Origin of the sequence: Asticcacaulis sp. DW145 (assembly GCF_037101385.1) — a bacterium.
GTDB lineage: Bacteria > Pseudomonadota > Alphaproteobacteria > Caulobacterales > Caulobacteraceae > Asticcacaulis > Asticcacaulis currens.
On the sequence record NZ_AP029024.1, the window covers coordinates 1,982,150 to 1,998,170 of the forward strand.

Sequence of the window (16,021 nt, forward strand, 5' to 3'; positions counted from 1 at the left end):
CCTTTTTTGTTTGGTCTCTCTATGGGCCTTTGCCACCTTGGCCGTCGCCTCAACAGGGTTAGAGCGGATCACGCGGGGCGACGGACGCCGGGACTTTTTCGCGCAGCGGTTCGCTGGCTGAGCGCGGGCCGTCGCCGCGCGAGGCGGAACGCGCCTCCGGAAAATCCGGAATGTCGAGATCGGCCTGACCGTGGTCGCCCGGGTCGGCGCGTTCACCGGTAACCAGAGCCTGAAGGAAGGCGATACCGGCGGCAACCAGACCGGGACTGTCCCAGAATTCCGCGTCGCTCGCTTCGAAACGCAGCAGGCGCAGATTGGGATCGTCCTTGCCATCGGGGAACCACGCCTTGTCTGCGGCCGACCACAGTTCCTCAATGATCGCCGGGTCGCGGCTGATCGTGACCGTGCCATTCATAGCGACATAGTTGTGGCCCTTCGGATCGGAAAAAGTCAGAAGCGCTGCCGGATTGGCTTCGATTTCAGCCATCTTGCCTGTATCGGCCCCGGTGAAGAACCACAGCACGCCGTCAAAAGCCTTGTCTTCCGGGTGGCGGATTTGCGGCATCATGGGCCGCGCGTGCAGCAGGCCCGTCGCTGTGTGAGTCGCCAGCATGGCCACCCTGGTGTCTTTGATCAGGGACCAGATGCGTTCGCGGGCCTCAGGGCCATACAGGGTGGTCATGCGTTTACCTCTTGGGTTGGCTAGAGCCTCATGCCGAAAAGTGAACACCACTTTTTGGAAAGACATGAGGCGCTACAAAAATTAGAGCAACACGGCAGCTCAACTGATCCGACGAATGCTCTAGCACCCCGCCGCCTCTGTCTATTTGCGGTGTCGCTGCGTAAAATAGCCATAGGAAGGGCGCCCCGGCGGATATAGTGTTGCCGCAAAGGAGACCCTCCATGGCCCATGCGCGCGCTCATATTGGTACCACTGACTTTCTCACCACCATCGACACCGGCGGACGCCGCCTGAACGCCGATGAGCCCGAAGCGCTGGGGGGCGGCAATGCCGGGTTTGCCCCCTACGATTTGCTGCTGGCGTCGCTGGCGGCCTGCACCTGCATCACGCTGCGTATGTATGCGGCGCGCAAGGGCTGGCCGCTGGAGGCGATTGACGTCGAATTGCACCACACAAAGGACGACAAGCGCTCGAAGATTACGCGCGTTTTAACGCTGACGGGCGCGCTGGATGACGCTCAGAGGGCGCGACTGGCCGAGGTGGTCGAACGCACACCGGTCACCCTGACGCTCAAGGAAGGGGCGGACATAGCCACCACCTTTAATTAAATGGCCAGCGATAATTGCTGCGGCTCGGCCTGCGCCTCCGAGCCACCCAGCGACGACAGGGTGACGCCCAGAAGACGGATACCCTTGGCGATCGGGAAGACGCTTTCGAGCAGGCTACCCGACAGGCGCGCCAATTCGTCCTTGTTGAGGACGGTGGCGGCCGCCGTATAGCTGCGGGTGATCTGCTGGAAGTCGGTATATTTGACCTTCAGCGTCACGGTACGCCCGCGCGTGCCGTGCTGATCGCAGTAGCGCCACACCTTGTCCACGATGGGGGAAAGCGCCGCACGCGCCGCCTCCAGCGAGAAGATATCCTGAAAGAAGGTGTTTTCCGCCCCCACCGACTTGCGCACCCGGTCGGGCTGCACGCGGCGATGGTCGATGCCGCGCGCGATATTGTAGTAATAGTCGCCTGACACGCCGAAATGCTTTTGCAGAAAGGCCAGGTCCTGCGCCTTGAGATCGGCCCCGGTCAGGATGCCCAGACGGTTCATCTTCTCTTCGGTCGCCGGGCCGATGCCGTGAAAACGCCCCACCATCAGGGTTTCGACAAACTCAGGCCCCATGCGCGGCGTGATGACGTAGAGCCCGTCCGGCTTGCGATAGTCCGAGGCCATCTTGGCCAGAAACTTGTTATAGGACACGCCTGCGGAGGCCGTCAGCCCGGTCGCCAGCTTGATCCGCGCCCGGATTTCCTGCGCGATAAGGGTCGCCGAGGCGATGGCCTTATGATTGTGTGTGACATCGAGATAGGCCTCATCGAGCGACAGCGGTTCCACCAGTTCCGTATAGTCCTCGAAAATCTCGCGGATCTGTTTCGATACGGCCTTATAGGCGTCGAAGCGCGGCTTGACGAAGATCAGGTCCGGGCATTTGCGCCGCGCCGTCACCGACGGCATGGCCGAACGGATGCCGTATTTGCGCGCCTCGTAAGAGGCCGCCGCCACGACGCCGCGTTCCAGACCGCCCACGGCCACCGGCTTACCGCGCAGTTCGGGATTATCGCGTTGTTCCACTGAGGCGTAAAAGGCATCCATATCCACATGGATGATCTTGCGCAGGGGTTCGATGTTCTCGTTTTCCATGGTGCGGTTCCGCAGCGAATTTTTGTTCTGTCGCGCAATTTTTCCGAAAAGTGGTTTCCACTTTATCGGATTGCACTTTAGAACGTAATGCGAACATAGCACAAAAAGAGAACAAATCAAGCGGCTCTAAATTTAGCGTTCCGCGTCTAAAAGCGCCGCCTTGCGCTCCACGCCCCAGCGATAACCCGACAGGCTGCCGTCGGTACGCACTACGCGGTGACAGGGGATGGCCACAGCGATCTTGTTGGCGGCACAGGCCGAGGCCACGGCGCGCACGGCGGCGGGCAGGCCCACCCGCTCAGCCAGATCGCTGTAAGAGACGCGCGTGCCGGCGGGCAGGGCCTGAAGCGCGGCCCATACCTTCTGCTGGAACAGGGTGCCGCGAATATCGAGCGGCAGGTCGAGCGCGGTTTGCGGTGCTTCGATCAGCCCGGCGACACGCGCCATGGTCTCTTCAAACGCCGCGTCGCCACCGACCAGTTCAGCCTTGGGGAAGGTGTCCTGAAGATCGCGCACCAGCCCTTCCGGCTCGTCGCCCAGAAATACAGCACAGACCCCCTTTTCACTGCGCGCCACCAGCAGCGCCCCCAGACGCGACTGCCCCACGGCGAAGCGGATCACCTCGGCCACGCCGCCTTTACGGAAAGTGCGTGGTGACATGCCCAACGCATGGGCTGTATCGGCGTAGAAGCGGCTGGGGGCATTGAAACCGGCCTCATAGATCGCCTCGGTCACGCTGCCGCTGGCTTTTAGCGCGGCGCGCATCCGGCCGCTACGATGGGCGCGGGCATAGGCCTTGGGCGTCAGACCCGTGGCGGCCTTGAACATCCGGTGAAAATGAAAGGGGCTTAAGCCAGCGCGCTGCGCCAGTGCGTCCAGCGTCGGCTCGACCTCGGCGGTTTCGATCTCGCGGCAGGCCTCGGCCACCCACTGCGCCTGACGCGCGCGCGGGCTGACCTCATCCGGTGTGCAGCGATTGCAGGGGCGAAACCCGGCGGCTTGCGCCTCGGCCCCGCTGGTGAAAAAGCGCACATTCTCCGGCTTCGGTCGGCGCGACGGGCAGGTGCAGCGGCAATAGACGCCCGTGGTCTTCACCGCATAGACAAAATCGCCGTCCTGCGTCGCATCGCGGGTGGTCAGGGCCCGCCAGCGCGGGTCTTCGGTCAGGGCAAAGGCAGCGGTCATGGATGGTTCCTCACTCACCGGATACCTCCATTGTGACGCCAACGGCCCGTCGGCGCTTCCCGCGCCTTGCGGTTAAATTCGGGCGGTGACGATCAGTTATCACCCGAAAGGACGTAGGAGGCGACGGTGACGTATTTGCGGCCCGCCTCCTGCGCGTGCTGCACGCAATCGGACAGGGCTTCCAGCTTGCGCAGGGTCGCCAGCTTGATCAGCATGGGCAGATTGAGCCCGGCAATCACCTCGGCCTTGGTCTGTTCCATGACGGAGATGGCTAGGTTCGACGGGGTACCGCCGAACATGTCGGTCAGCAGAATCACACCGTCGCCGCTGTCATTGGCAAAGGTCGCCTTGAGGATATCCTGACGGCGCTGAGCCACGTCGTCTTCGGGCCCGATACAGATGGCCGTCACCTGATCCTGCGGTCCCACAACGTGTTCCATGGCGGATACGAACTCTTCCGCCAGACCGCCGTGGGTCACGATCACCAGTCCGATCATATAGACGTCATCCCTACACGTGACCGCCCGATTGTCCCGGAAGGGGAGTCCGGGGAGCGGCACAAGAGCCCGATTATAGACCCAATTCACTGCACTGCAAAAAGGTCTTTCGATTTAGGACGAAAATGCGACGGTGCCAAGGCCGATCCGCGGGATCACGACAGAAGACGCAGCCGGGTGAGCAGTTTGGCCACAGTGGAAGCTTCCCTTGGGTTGAGCCTCAGCGTGGGTAATTCATGACCCAATAGGGGGGTCAGCTCGGCTTCGGGCAGGCGCTCCGGCGGCGATAATTGACAGTGTACACAAAGACTTACGCGCGTGAGGGTGCGGCGGGGCTGGGGCGTGATGCCGATGCCGCGCACCTCCATGCGTCCGGCAATCGTGTCCGGGGCGCTGGCGAAAATGTGATCGCCCGAGGCCCACAGGACGGAGTAGTCATCGCTGACCAGTTGAAAACCGGCCTCAAGGGCGCGCAGGGCCAGATCGCTCTTGCCGATGCCCGATGGCCCCATCAGCAGCACGCCCCGCCACTGTCGGCGGACAGGCACGGTCAGCGACGTGGCGTGAAGGATGATTCGGGACAACTACGGGCTCCGGATAATCATCCCTCCCCAGTTTACTAGGGAGGGATAGGTATGGGTTACTGATACACGTTCGGCAGGGTGATGGTAAAGCGGGCACCGGCGACGCTGCCGTCGCTGTTCAGACGGTTCTCGGCCCAGATAAGGCCGCCCTGCGCCTCGATAATCTGACGCGAGATCGACAGGCCCAGACCCGAATTACGCCCGAAGTCCGTCCCCTTGGGCCGCGAGGTGTAGAAGCGCTGGAAGATGGTCTCCAGATTTTCCGCCGGGATACCGGGGCCGTCGTCTTCGATAACAATCTGCAACGGCCGCTTCGGGTCGGCATCGGAATAGGCGACGCAGACGCGCACCGTGCCGCCGGCGGGAGAGAAGGAGCGCGCATTGTCGATGACATTGCGGAAGACCTGCCCCAACGGCCCTTCGCGGCCCATCACCTTTGAGGCCGCCGGGGTCAGTTGCCGGTCAAGGCTAACTGCTGCCCCGTCGGGCATGTGCTGATAGAGCGAGACAATGTCTTCGAGCAGCGCCCCCACATCGACGGGTTTGGGCACATCCCTTGCCAGTTCGGCATCAAGCCGTGAGGCATTGGAGATATCGGTAATCAGCCGGTCGGCACGGCGCACATCCTGCTGGATGACCGCCATCAGGCGCGCCTTGGCCGCATCGTCCTTGACGAGGCTGAGGGTCTCCAACGCGCTGCGGATCGAGGTCAGCGGGTTCTTGATTTCGTGCGACACGTCGGCGGCGAAGCGGTCGATGTCGTCCATGCGCTTTTGCAGCGCCTCGGTCATGGATTGCAGCGAACGGGCCAGACTGCCCACCTCGTCGTGACGCGATTCGAGGTCCGGCAGGGAGAAGGTGCGTGCCTTTTGCATCCGGACCGCATCGGCCGCATCCGACAGACGATGGATCGGCCGGCTGACCAGCCAGTGCAGCAGCAGAGACGAGAAAAGGCTGACGCCCAGCGCCACAAGAATAAAGGGCAACATGGCCCAGCGCTGCGCGGCCACGATCTTGTCCACATCCCCGGCCTCAATGGTCAGAACGCCCAGTATGGCCTTGACCCGCTTGAGCGGCACGGAGACGGAAACGACCTTTTCGCCCTTTTCGTTATAGCGCACGGAGGCGACGGCTTCACCGCTCAGGGCCTGTCTGACCTCGGCCTCCAGTGCCTCGTGCGCCAGTTCCTGCTTGCGGTTACGGGCCTTGCGCCGCTCCGGGTCCGGGCCAGAGGTCTCGATCGGCGGCAGATTACGCACATCCACCTGTTCAGACACCGAATAGGAGTCGGTGATCAGGTGCCCTTTGGCGTCAAACAGACGCGCGCGTTGTTCGGCCGGGACAAAGCGCCCCAGAACCAGGACGGCGTATTGCGGCTCCAGATAAGGCTCGGGATCGCCGGCGGTGGCGACTTCGGCAATAATTTCGCCCATCGTCTCCGCTTGCGCCATCAGCGACTCCTTGCGGTTGTCGATGAGGCCCTGACGGAACTCGTTGAGCACCAGCGCACCGACGACCAGAATCAGCAGCCCGGCCAGATTCAGCAGCAGGATCAGCCGCCCCAAACGCGCCCGGAAAAAGCCGATGCGTGCGAAGAGGGGCAGAAAAAGGCGAGTTTGAGGTTCGGTGCCGGGCATCAGGCGCGTCCCTCTCCACCGCATCCGGCGCGATTCACGTCGAGCGGTATGCCTCCCCAGCCAACCGGGGAGGTCTGAGGGAGGCGGCCAGACACCATGATTTACACTTCGCGGTAGCGATAGCCTACGCCATAAAGGGTTTCGATGGAGTCAAACTCCGGATCGACCAAACGGAACTTCTTGCGCATCCGCTTGATATGGCTGTCGATGGTGCGGTCATCGACATAGACCTGATCGTCATAAGCCGCATCCATCAGGTTGTCGCGGCTTTTGACAAAACCCGGACGTTGCGCCAGAGCGTGCAGCAGCAGAAACTCGGTCACGGTCAGGCGGACCGGCTTGCTATCCCAGGTGCACTCGTGACGTGCGGCGTCCATGACCAGCTTGCCGCGCTTTAGCGATTTGGCATTCAGAGCTTCCTGCGTTTCGGGCGGCTCGCCCTGATCGACAACGCCGGCGCGGCGCAGGACGGCCTTGACCCGCTCAAGCAGCAGGCGCTGCGAGAAGGGCTTGTGCATATAGTCGTCGGCACCGAGGTTGAAACCCAGCACCTCGTCGATTTCATCGTCCTTCGAGGTCAGGATGATGACCGGCAGGTTGGAATTCATACGCAGGCGGCGCAGAACCTCCATACCATCCATGCGCGGCATTTTGACGTCGAGAATGGCGAGATCGGGCGGATCCTTTTCAAGCGCAGCCAGACCGGCCGCACCGTCATGATAGGCCTGCACCGTGTGTCCCCCGCTTTCCAGCGCCAGCGAAACGCTGGTGACAATGTTTTCGTCATCATCGACAAGGGTAATTCTGGCCATGAGCCCTCCGGTTCTCTGTCGTCTGGCGTAAACCTATAACGCCATTTACGCCAAACACTCAATTATTGACCAAATATAGGCCGCTCCGGGGTCATAATCAGGCCCCACAGCGCCTTCAACGTTAATTTAACAGGATTCGTCCACAATTCGACGCGAATGGCAGCATTTGTGACAAGCGGGTCATAAAGAGCCAATATTGACGAAACGTGTCGGGGCTTCATGGCCGGTCAAATTCACTACGAAGTTTTCTCGCGCAAAACGCCGCAATCGGGCTGGGTATTGCAGAACGCGCTCAATGACCGCGACTCCGCCATCGCTCAGGCGCGTGAGCTTCTGACCGCCCGCCGGGCCGCCGCCATTAAGGTTACCAAGGAAGTCTTTTCTGACGATACCGGCGAATTCCGCTCCTACACCTTGCTGACTGAGGGTCTGCCCGAGACTAAGAGCAAGCCCAAGGTGGTCAGCCCTACCGAACCAGTCTGCACCTCGCCGCAGGACCTTTACAGCCGCCACGCCCGCGAAACCATTGCCCGTGTGCTCGAAGACTGGTTGCGTCGTCAGGGTGCGACCGTGTTTGAGCTTCTGCACAGCCCAGTCCTGTGCGAACGGCTCGACGTTTCGACCAACGACCTGACCCACGCCATCCAGAAGATCGCCATTCCAGAGTCCGAAGAGACCGGGGCGTCGATCCATGAGATCATGCGCCGCTGGAACAACCTGTCGGACAAGGCTATCAACCGTGTCATCGGTGACGGACGCAAAAAGGTCTTCGGCGAGATCGACCTCACGGGCGACATCGCGGCTCAGGTGGCGCGCCTCGGGCAATCCCCGGAACGCGGCTATGCCTTTGGCGGCGCTGTGGCCCGACTGACGATCACAGATCGCAATGCCGGTCGCAAGCTGATGCCGCTGACGCGCATCGCAACGGCTATCGCTGGCAAGCCAGAGTTGAAATGGGCGCTCGACGTAATTGAGACGCCTCTGGTCGAACTTTTTGCACGCAAGGGCGGGCTGGCCGAAATTCTGGGGAGCGACATTACGCTCGGCCAGGGTCTGGCCTTTCTGACCCACATGGTCAGTGGCGAAGCCATTGAACGTCTGAGCGCGGTGGATAGCGCCATTGGACGCGCCCTGCCCGCGCCGCCGGCGCACCTCGAAGAGTTTGCCCGCCTGATCCGGCAGGGCCATTTCCGCGATCTGCGGCTTCAGGCCTTCCGCAATGTGCTGAGTGAACTGCGCGGCGTGAAGCGGCTGATGCCTGAAAACCCGGTCGGCGAAATCGACCTCCTGCGCGCCATGGCGCTGGCGCTCACCGCGGGCAGCCAGCAGCAGGTCGAGCGCGAGGATATTTCCGACGCTTTCATCGAACGCTCCAAGATGCTGGTGTCCAGCGCCTTTGTCGAAGGCCTGACCCGCGGGGCGCCCCACTGCCTCGAAGAGATTGAGCGCATCCTGTGGCTGTGTGAGAACGTCGTCGGCGCGGCCAACAAGAAGCAGGCGGCGCGCTGGCTGATGTCGTCGCTTACGGCGCACCGTTTCGAAACCGATCTGCGCGACCCCAAGCGGCCGGCGGGGCAACGGCTTCAGCTTCTTGCCCTGCTGCAACGACGCGTTAGCAAGGCGAGCCTTGGCGAAACCGATACCGAAGCCGCCCATGCGCGGCTGGGGCAGATCGGGGCGCAGATCGCCGGCGACATTCAGCTTATTCCCCACATCCTCAAAGGCTCCAAAACCCCGATCCAGCGCATTACCGCCCTGCTCAGCTTCGCCACCGGTCAGGCCGGGCCGCAGGGCGCGCTCAGCGAACTGGCCAAGGCCGAGGTGATGAAGCAGTTGCGCGCCCCGGATGTGCGGACCAGCCTGATGGGGGATCCCGCTGCCCTGGGGCAGTTGAAGCCCATGCTGGTGCAGGCGGGACTGGCGGCCTGATAGCGGCGGCCCGCGGCGCTGAACACGTTTGGCCCTGGCCATGAACCCGCTCATGCGACCATAAAGGCCCGGCGCGACAAAGAAAAAGCCCGGCGACACCGCCGGGCTCTTCCATTTGAGGGTTGAACCGCCTTACGCCGCGCGCACCTGCGTCAGGAAGCTGTTGACCTGCGCCCGCAGTTTCTCCGCCTGTTGCGCCAGTTCGGAGGAGGCATTGAGCACCTGAGACGCGCCCATGCCGGTTTCTTCGGCCATGCGGGCCACGCCGGTGATGTTTTGCGTGACTTCGCTGGTACCGATGGAGGCCTGATTGACGGCCTGCACGATTTCGCTTGTCGCCGCCCCCTGCTGTTCCACCGCCGCCGCGATGGTCGCCGAGGAGTCGTTGATGATGCGGATGGTTTGCGAGATATTTTCGATGGCACGCACCGCCTGCTCGGTGGTCGCCTGAATACCGGCGATCTGCTGGTTGATCTCGGTTGTGGCGCGCGCCGTCTGGGTAGCCAGAGTCTTCACCTCAGCAGCGACGACCGCGAAGCCCTTGCCCGCATCACCGGCGCGTGCCGATTCGATGGTGGCGTTGAGCGCCAGCAGATTGGTCTGCGAGGCGATGCCGGAGATCATATCCACAATGCCGGTGATGCGGCCGGCAGCTTCGGACAGTTCGTTGACGATGGCAGATGTGGCCTCGGCTTCACCCACCGCCTCGCGCGCCTTGACGAGCGAATGCTGAACCTGACGGCTGATTTCAGACACCGAAGCGCCCAGTTCCTCGGCCGAACCGGCGACCGAGGTGACGTTTGTGCCGGCTTCTTCGGCCGCGGCCGATACCGATTGCGCCTGCGCTGAGGATTCCTGCGCTGACGCGGTCAGTTGTGCCGCCGTGGCCTGCATTTCCGTGGCGGCCGAAGAGACCATATCGACCACGCCGCCGATTGCCCCTTCAAAATCCGCCGCCAGCTCACGCATGGCCTGCTTGCGCTGATATTCGGAGTCTTCGCGCGCCTTCAAGGCCTCGGCCTCAAGCGCCAGATTGCGGATCATGCCGTCGCGGAAGACCTCAACGGCGGAGGCCATCTGACCGATTTCGTTGCGTTCCCCCAGATTGGGCACCTTCACATCGGTCTGACCGCCGGACAGGGCGCGCATGACATCCGACATATGGGCAATGGGCACCGAGACGCTGCGGATCATCAGGAAGCCGATGATGGAAGCGAAAATGGCCGTGCCCGCCAGTGCGATCAGGATCAGGATCGCGGCCGACTTGCCCGTGGCGATACCCTGAGCGGCGGCCTTGTTACCTTCCTCGACCTGATAGGCGCGGTCGGCACGAATAGCGTCGCGCAGCGTACGTGCCTGAGTCTGCATATCGTTCATGAAGAAGGTTTGCGCCGCCACCATATCGCCCGCAGCCACCAGATCCAGATAGCGCTGACTGTTGGTGCGATACCCGTCCATCGTGCCATAGATCTTGTCGGCAAGCGCCTGCTCGTCGCTATTGGCGATCATGGTCTTGTAGCTTTCGAGCGTCGCGTCCATCTCCTTCGACGCCTTGGCAATATTCTCGATGATTTCCGGACGCCCGGCCTCATCGACAATGAGCAGTTGCGCCTGACGCAGACGCATCAGTTCAAAGGTTTGCGAGGCGTCCCCCAGCGTATTGGCCGTCGGCAGCCAGTTGGACCCCAGATCGTCCACAGACCGATTGACGGCGTTTAACTGGTTGATGCTGAAAAGACCCAGCCCGACCGTTCCGAACAGGATGAGCGCGAACGCGGCGATGATACGCGCACGAATGGTAAAATTTTTAAACATTGAGCACACGGAAATAGGGGAGGAACATCAAGAGCGGATGCTTCCCAATTTTCCGCATTAATGCTGAACAGAGCGTTAACTATAGTACAAATGCGGGTTTAAAAACGAAACTTCAAAATCCGTTTCGTAAATATTGAAACGCTCTACTGACGAAAGTTCAGCTCAAGCAGAACATTATTGGGATCGGTGACAAATATCTGTCGCAAACAAATACGCGGAATATCATTGGTGGCGTAGTAAAGAGCCTTGTCTTTCAGTTTTTGAATCGTCTCTTCATAGCCGTCGCATTCAAAGGCGATATGGTGGATCGCCCCGGTGGGGTTACCGGGCACCACTCCACGCGGGATGGTGTTATCGGTGCCAAACCGGTTGAGGTGGATCACGGCGCGGTCACCGGAATCATAGAGCCACATGCGGTCCGCCGGGTCGCGCTCCGGCGCCGCACGCGCCTCCAGATTCAGCAGATCGGCATAGAAGGCGATGGTGCCCGCCATGTCATGGGTTTGGATATTGAAGTGATCGAGGCGTTTTACAGTGGTCATGACCCCAGCTTATCGAGCTAACCGCGAAGGGGCAAATGCCGATTGCGCATCATCAGGGGGCGGACCTATAAAAGGCGTTTGGTAACGGAGAGCCGATCATGAAACGCACGCTGTTCTGCCTCGGCCTGATCGCCAGCTTCGCCGCCAGTGGGGCGTTGGCGCAGTTGTCCGGCGGTATCGACGGCGCGCGGATTTCGCAGGACGTGCAGGTACTGGCCTCGGATGCCTTTGAAGGCCGCGCCCCCGGCACGGCAGGCGAAGCCAAGACCATTGCGTGGCTGAGCGAACGCTTCAAGGCGCTGGGCCTTGAGCCCGGTGGTGAAAACGGTACCTATCTTCAGACCGTGCCACTGACCCATACGCGCCTGTCGCCACCTTCGCTGCTGAGCCTGCGCACGGCGGCAGGTGTGCAGCCCCTCATCCACGAACAGGACATCTATCTGGCCACAGCCCGCCCGGTCGAGCGCCTGTCGGTCAAGGACCTGCCTCTGGTCTTTGTCGGCTATGGCGTGAAGGCCCCGGAGCGTCAGCGCGACGATTTCAAGGGCGTGGACCTCAAAGGCAAGATCGCCGTCTTCCTGATCAATGATCCGGATTTCGAAGCCGCCGCCGGTGAGCCGGTGGCCGGGCGTTTCGGTGGCCGGGCCATGACCTGGTACGGGCGCTGGGTCTATAAGTATGAGATTGCCGCGCGTCTGGGGGCCGCCGGTGCCCTGATCATCCACGAAACGCCGGGCGCGGGCTATGGCTGGAGCACGGTCACCGCCCCGCATTCCGAAGTCTTCGACGTGGTGCGCCAACCCGATGCGCTTCAGGCCGTGCCGTTTCAGGGTTGGCTGAGCGGCGCGGCGGCCGAGGACCTGTTCCGCAAGGCCGGGCTGGACCTCAAGGCGCTGCGCGTGGCGGCGCGTCGGGATGATTTCAAGCCGGTCGCCATCGGGGATGCGCGCCTGTCGATCGAGGCCGCGGTCAAGAGCGATCAGGTGCAGAGCCACAACGTCATCGCCCGCCTGCCCGGCAAGACCCGTCCGGACGAGTCGATCCTGTACGGCGCGCACTGGGACGCCTATGGCATAGGTCCGGCGGACGCGCAGGGCCGCACCATCCGCCCCGGTGCCAATGATGACGGCTTAGGGACCGCTGCCGTGCTGGAAATCGCCCGTCAGTTTGTGCAGGGACCAAGGCCTGACCGCAGCGTCGTCTTTGCGCTATGGACCGCCGAAGAACGCGGGCTGCTGGGCTCGGAAACCTATGCCAATCGCCCGACCTATCCGCTGGAAACCACGGTGGCCAATATCACGCTGGACGTGCTGCAAACGGCGGGCAAGGCAAAGGATATGGTGCTGATCGGCATGGGGCAGAACGATCTGGAAGACCGTCTGGCGACGCTGGCGGCGGCTCAGGGGCGCACCCTGACGCCCGATTCCGCCCCCGAACGCGGCCTGTTCTATCGCGCCGACCACTTTTCGGTGGCCAAGCGGGGTGTGCCGACCCTGCTGATCATGGGTCTGGGCGGCGGGGCTGATCTGATCGAAGGTGGACGCCCCGCCGGAGAGCGCTGGGTCGCCGACTATACGGCCAACTGCTATCACAAGACCTGCGATGCGTGGAGCGCCGACTGGGACCTCAGCGGCGCGGTCGAAGATATCGACCTCGCCTACCGGCTGGGGCGTGATCTGGCCCATAGCCGCGACTGGCCGCAATGGAAGGCCGGTTCGGAATTCCGCCCCGTGCGCGACAAGAGCGCCGGGGTGCGGAAGTAGTTAGCCGGATAAGGCGTCAGTGCGCCTCGTCCCAGTTGTCCGCTGCCTTGGCCTCGACCTCCAGCGGCACGGAGATATCGAGCGCCGGGAGGGCTGCGTGTTTCATCACCCTGACGATCACCGCTTTGGCGGCCTCGACCTCGGCTTCGGGGGCTTCGAAGATCAGTTCGTCGTGCACCTGAAGCAGCATGGTGGTGGTCAGGCCCGCCGCTTCGAGCGCGCCCGGCATACGGATCATGGCGCGGCGGATGATGTCGGCGGCGGTGCCCTGAATAGGCGCATTGATCGCCGCGCGTTCGGCAAAGGCACGCTGGCCCGCTGACTTGGCGTGGATGTCGGGGATGTGGATGCGGCGGCCGAAGATGGTTTCGACATAGCCCGTCGCCTTCACCTGTTCCTTGGCGGCGTCCATATAGGCCTTGATGCCGGGGAAGCGCTCGAAATAGGTCTTGATGTAGCGACCGGCCTCCTGATTGTCGATGCCGAGCTGATTGCCCAGACCAAAGGCCGAAATGCCGTAGATAATGCCGAAATTGATGGCCTTGGCGCGGCGCCGCACTTCGGACGGCATGCCTTCGACCGGGACGCCGAACATTTCAGACGCCGTCAGGGCGTGGATGTCGATGCCGTCCTGAAACGCTTTTTTAAGCTGGCCGATGTCACCGATATGGGCCAGCAGGCGCAGTTCAATCTGGGAGTAGTCAGCCGAGATCAGCTTGTGGCCCGGACGCGCCACGAAGGCGGTGCGGATCTTGCGCCCTTCCAGCGTGCGGATGGGGATATTTTGCAGGTTGGGTTCGTTGGACGACAGGCGGCCCGTCGTGGTCGAAGCCAGTTGATAGGAGGTATGGATGCGGTGGGTCTGCGGATCGGCATATTCGACCAGAGCGTCCGTATAGGTACCTTTCAGCTTGGCCATCTGACGATAATCGAGCAGCAGGCGCGCCAGACGTTGCGCCTGATCGTGCGTGCCCTTATCGGCGATCTCTTCCAGCACCTTGACGTCGGTCGCCCACTGACCCGTCGCGGTCTTCTTGCCGCCGGGCAGGGCCATTTCATCGAAGAAGATGGCCCCCAGTTGCTGCGGTGAATTGAGGTTGAACGGATGGCCGGCCACGGTGTGCGCCTCGGCCTCGATCTCGCCCATACGCACGCCAAAGTCCTGCGACAGAATGCGCAGCACCTGCGGGTCGATGCGCACGCCCGCCAGTTCCATGTCCGACAGAACCGTCGGCATGGCGCGTTCCAGCGTCTCATAGACGGTCAGAAGCCGCTTTTGCGCCAGTTGCGGCTTAAGCACGTGCCACAGACGCAGCGTGATGTCGGCGTCTTCGGCGGCGTATTCGGTGGCGGGTTTCAGATCGACGAATTTGAACGATTTGGCGCTCTTGCCCGTGCCGGCGACCTGCTTGAACGGGATGGGCGTGTGGCCCAGATGCAGTTCCGACAGCTCATCCATGCCGTGCCCGTGCAGGCCGCCTTCGAGCACGTAGGAAATCAGCAGGGTGTCGTCATAGGGCGCGACGCGGATGCCGTAACGCGCAAAGACCGACAGGTCGTATTTGATATTCTGCCCCACCTTCAGCACCGTCGGGTCTTCGAGCAGCGGCTTCAGTTCGGCCAGAGCCTCGACCAGGGCGATCTGTTTCAACTCATCCCCGGACAGGGCCAGGCCACCATCGTCCGACTGGTGCGCCAGCGGGATATAGACGCCCGACCCAGGCGCGCAGCTCAGAGAAACGCCGACCAGACCCGACGCCGTGGCCGACAGCGAGTCGGTTTCCGTATCGACGGCAAACACCCCCGCCGCGCGGCATTGCGCCAGATAGGCCTTCAGCGCCTCTATGTCCTGAACACACTGATAGGCGCCATAATCGACCGGTGTCAGCAGCGCTTCGGGGGTGGCCGGGCGCGGCGCGCTCACCTGAGCCGTGGTGCCGAACAGGGGCTTGGACACGGGTGCCGTGAGGTCGCGCGGGGTGGCCTGCGCCGTTTCGAGCGTCGCCAGCGACCCGCCGACGCGACGCGCCAGAGAGGTGAACTCCATCTCGGCGAGAAACGCCCCCAGTTCGGCGGCGTTCGGGTCTTTCAGGGCAAATTCCTCGATGGGGCACGGCGGCGGCACATCGCAACGCAGGCGCACCAGCTCACGCGACATCAGTATCTGATCGCGGAAGTCGGTCAGGGCCTCTCGGCGTTTCGGCTGTTTGATCTCATGCGCGCGTTCAAGCAGCGCATCGAGCGAGCCGTATTCGAGGATAAGCTGAGCTGCGGTCTTGATGCCGATGCCGGGCGCACCGGGGACATTGTCGGTCGAATCGCCGATCAGGGCCTGCGCATCAACGACCAGCTCAGGCGGCACGCCGAACTTTTCGATCACCTGCTCGCGCCCGACATGCGTGCCCTTGACCGGATCGAGCATGGAGACGTGATCGTTGACCAGTTGCATCAGGTCCTTGTCGGACGAGATGATGGTGACTTCGAACCCCTGCTGCACGGCCAGATGGGCATAGGTACAGATCAGGTCATCGGCTTCAAAGCCCAGAAGCTCGACATTGTGGATGCCAAAGGCCTTCGTCGCCTGACGGATCAGGGGGAATTGCGGGATCAGATCTTCGGGGGGCGGCGGACGGTGCGCCTTATACTGATCATAGAGGTCGTTGCGGAAGGTGTGCGCCCCGGCGTCGAAAATCACCGCCAGATGCGACGGCGCATCGTCGCCGCGGTTCTCTTTGATGAGCTTATACAACATGTTGCAAAAGCCCGACACGGCCCCAACCGGCAGGCCATCGGACTTGCGCGTCAGGGGCGGCAGGCCGTGATAGGCGCGGAAGATATAGCCGGAACCGTCGATCAGGACGAGGCGTTTGGGGGACATGAGG

Annotated in this window: 13 protein-coding genes; 3 read left to right on the top strand and 10 right to left on the bottom strand. The window is 62.3% G+C overall.

What is annotated here, in order from left to right; all coding sequences use genetic code 11:
- Positions 1-58: 58 nt before the first annotated feature.
- Positions 59-682 carry a pyridoxamine 5'-phosphate oxidase family protein gene (locus AACH73_RS09160; protein WP_338734640.1) on the bottom strand — a complete coding sequence of 208 codons (624 nt, stop codon included), beginning with the start codon at positions 680-682 and terminating at the stop codon, positions 59-61.
- 221 nt (positions 683-903) lie between these two features.
- Here AACH73_RS09160 and AACH73_RS09165 point away from each other — a divergent pair, with 221 nt between their 5' ends.
- Positions 904-1,290: an OsmC family protein gene (locus tag AACH73_RS09165; RefSeq protein ID WP_272742514.1), complete on the top strand. Its 387-nt coding sequence runs from the start codon at positions 904-906 to the stop codon at positions 1,288-1,290.
- Here AACH73_RS09165 and dinB read toward each other — a convergent pair.
- From dinB to AACH73_RS09195, 6 genes are all read right to left on the bottom strand, one after another.
- A complete protein-coding gene (gene dinB, locus AACH73_RS09170) occupies positions 1,287-2,375 on the bottom strand; it encodes a DNA polymerase IV (RefSeq protein WP_272742515.1) in 1,089 nt (362 codons plus the stop codon). The genes AACH73_RS09165 and dinB overlap by 4 nt on opposite strands.
- A 132-nt stretch (positions 2,376-2,507) precedes the next feature.
- A complete protein-coding gene (gene ada / locus AACH73_RS09175; protein WP_338734641.1) occupies positions 2,508-3,560 on the bottom strand; it encodes a bifunctional DNA-binding transcriptional regulator/O6-methylguanine-DNA methyltransferase Ada in 1,053 nt (350 codons plus the stop codon).
- A gap of 92 nt (positions 3,561-3,652) precedes the next feature.
- On the bottom strand, positions 3,653-4,057 hold the full coding sequence (locus AACH73_RS09180; protein WP_272742517.1) for a PTS sugar transporter subunit IIA: 405 nt from the start codon (positions 4,055-4,057) through the stop codon (positions 3,653-3,655).
- A gap of 155 nt (positions 4,058-4,212) precedes the next feature.
- Positions 4,213-4,641: an HPr kinase/phosphatase C-terminal domain-containing protein gene (locus AACH73_RS09185; RefSeq protein ID WP_272742518.1), complete on the bottom strand. Its 429-nt coding sequence runs from the start codon at positions 4,639-4,641 to the stop codon at positions 4,213-4,215.
- Positions 4,642-4,697: 56 nt separating this feature from the next.
- Positions 4,698-6,278: a stimulus-sensing domain-containing protein gene (locus AACH73_RS09190; RefSeq protein ID WP_272742519.1), complete on the bottom strand. Its 1,581-nt coding sequence runs from the start codon at positions 6,276-6,278 to the stop codon at positions 4,698-4,700.
- A gap of 101 nt (positions 6,279-6,379) precedes the next feature.
- Positions 6,380-7,090: a response regulator transcription factor gene (locus AACH73_RS09195; protein WP_272742520.1), complete on the bottom strand. Its 711-nt coding sequence runs from the start codon at positions 7,088-7,090 to the stop codon at positions 6,380-6,382.
- 219 nt (positions 7,091-7,309) lie between these two features.
- Here AACH73_RS09195 and AACH73_RS09200 point away from each other — a divergent pair, with 219 nt between their 5' ends.
- A complete protein-coding gene (locus AACH73_RS09200) occupies positions 7,310-9,019 on the top strand; it encodes a hypothetical protein (protein ID WP_338734642.1) in 1,710 nt (569 codons plus the stop codon).
- A gap of 132 nt (positions 9,020-9,151) precedes the next feature.
- On the opposite strand, the gene AACH73_RS09205 is transcribed toward AACH73_RS09200, so the two are convergent.
- The gene (locus AACH73_RS09205) at positions 9,152-10,834 is read right to left on the bottom strand and encodes a methyl-accepting chemotaxis protein (RefSeq protein ID WP_338734643.1); all 1,683 of its coding nucleotides are present in this window, start codon (positions 10,832-10,834) and stop codon (positions 9,152-9,154) included.
- A 143-nt stretch (positions 10,835-10,977) separates the two neighbouring features.
- Complete coding sequence (locus tag AACH73_RS09210; RefSeq protein WP_338734645.1) at positions 10,978-11,376, bottom strand: VOC family protein; 399 nt, start codon at positions 11,374-11,376, stop codon at positions 10,978-10,980.
- 98 nt (positions 11,377-11,474) lie between these two features.
- Between AACH73_RS09210 and AACH73_RS09215 the strand changes: the two genes are divergently transcribed.
- Complete coding sequence (locus tag AACH73_RS09215; RefSeq protein ID WP_338734647.1) at positions 11,475-13,139, top strand: M28 family peptidase; 1,665 nt, start codon at positions 11,475-11,477, stop codon at positions 13,137-13,139.
- Positions 13,140-13,155: 16 nt separating this feature from the next.
- Here the strand turns inward: AACH73_RS09215 and polA are convergent, their stop codons facing one another.
- Positions 13,156-16,017 carry a DNA polymerase I gene (gene polA / locus AACH73_RS09220; protein ID WP_338734648.1) on the bottom strand — a complete coding sequence of 954 codons (2,862 nt, stop codon included), beginning with the start codon at positions 16,015-16,017 and terminating at the stop codon, positions 13,156-13,158.
- Positions 16,018-16,021 lie beyond the last annotated feature (4 nt).

What these genes read in the sequence shown, in the direction of transcription:
- AACH73_RS09205 (WP_338734643.1), bottom strand. Translation starts at nt 10,834, where the DNA reads ATGTTTAAAAATTTTACCATTCGTGCGCGTATCATCGCCGCGTTCGCG.
- AACH73_RS09215 (WP_338734647.1), top strand. Translation starts at nt 11,475, where the DNA reads ATGAAACGCACGCTGTTCTGCCTCGGCCTGATCGCCAGCTTCGCCGCC.
- AACH73_RS09200 (WP_338734642.1), top strand. Translation starts at nt 7,310, where the DNA reads ATGGCCGGTCAAATTCACTACGAAGTTTTCTCGCGCAAAACGCCGCAA.
- AACH73_RS09180 (WP_272742517.1), bottom strand. Translation starts at nt 4,057, where the DNA reads ATGATCGGACTGGTGATCGTGACCCACGGCGGTCTGGCGGAAGAGTTC.
- AACH73_RS09160 (WP_338734640.1), bottom strand. Translation starts at nt 682, where the DNA reads ATGACCACCCTGTATGGCCCTGAGGCCCGCGAACGCATCTGGTCCCTG.
- polA (WP_338734648.1), bottom strand. Translation starts at nt 16,017, where the DNA reads ATGTCCCCCAAACGCCTCGTCCTGATCGACGGTTCCGGCTATATCTTC.
- AACH73_RS09195 (WP_272742520.1), bottom strand. Translation starts at nt 7,090, where the DNA reads ATGGCCAGAATTACCCTTGTCGATGATGACGAAAACATTGTCACCAGC.
- AACH73_RS09190 (WP_272742519.1), bottom strand. Translation starts at nt 6,278, where the DNA reads ATGCCCGGCACCGAACCTCAAACTCGCCTTTTTCTGCCCCTCTTCGCA.
- AACH73_RS09210 (WP_338734645.1), bottom strand. Translation starts at nt 11,376, where the DNA reads ATGACCACTGTAAAACGCCTCGATCACTTCAATATCCAAACCCATGAC.
- dinB (WP_272742515.1), bottom strand. Translation starts at nt 2,375, where the DNA reads ATGGAAAACGAGAACATCGAACCCCTGCGCAAGATCATCCATGTGGAT.
- AACH73_RS09165 (WP_272742514.1), top strand. Translation starts at nt 904, where the DNA reads ATGGCCCATGCGCGCGCTCATATTGGTACCACTGACTTTCTCACCACC.
- ada (WP_338734641.1), bottom strand. Translation starts at nt 3,560, where the DNA reads ATGACCGCTGCCTTTGCCCTGACCGAAGACCCGCGCTGGCGGGCCCTG.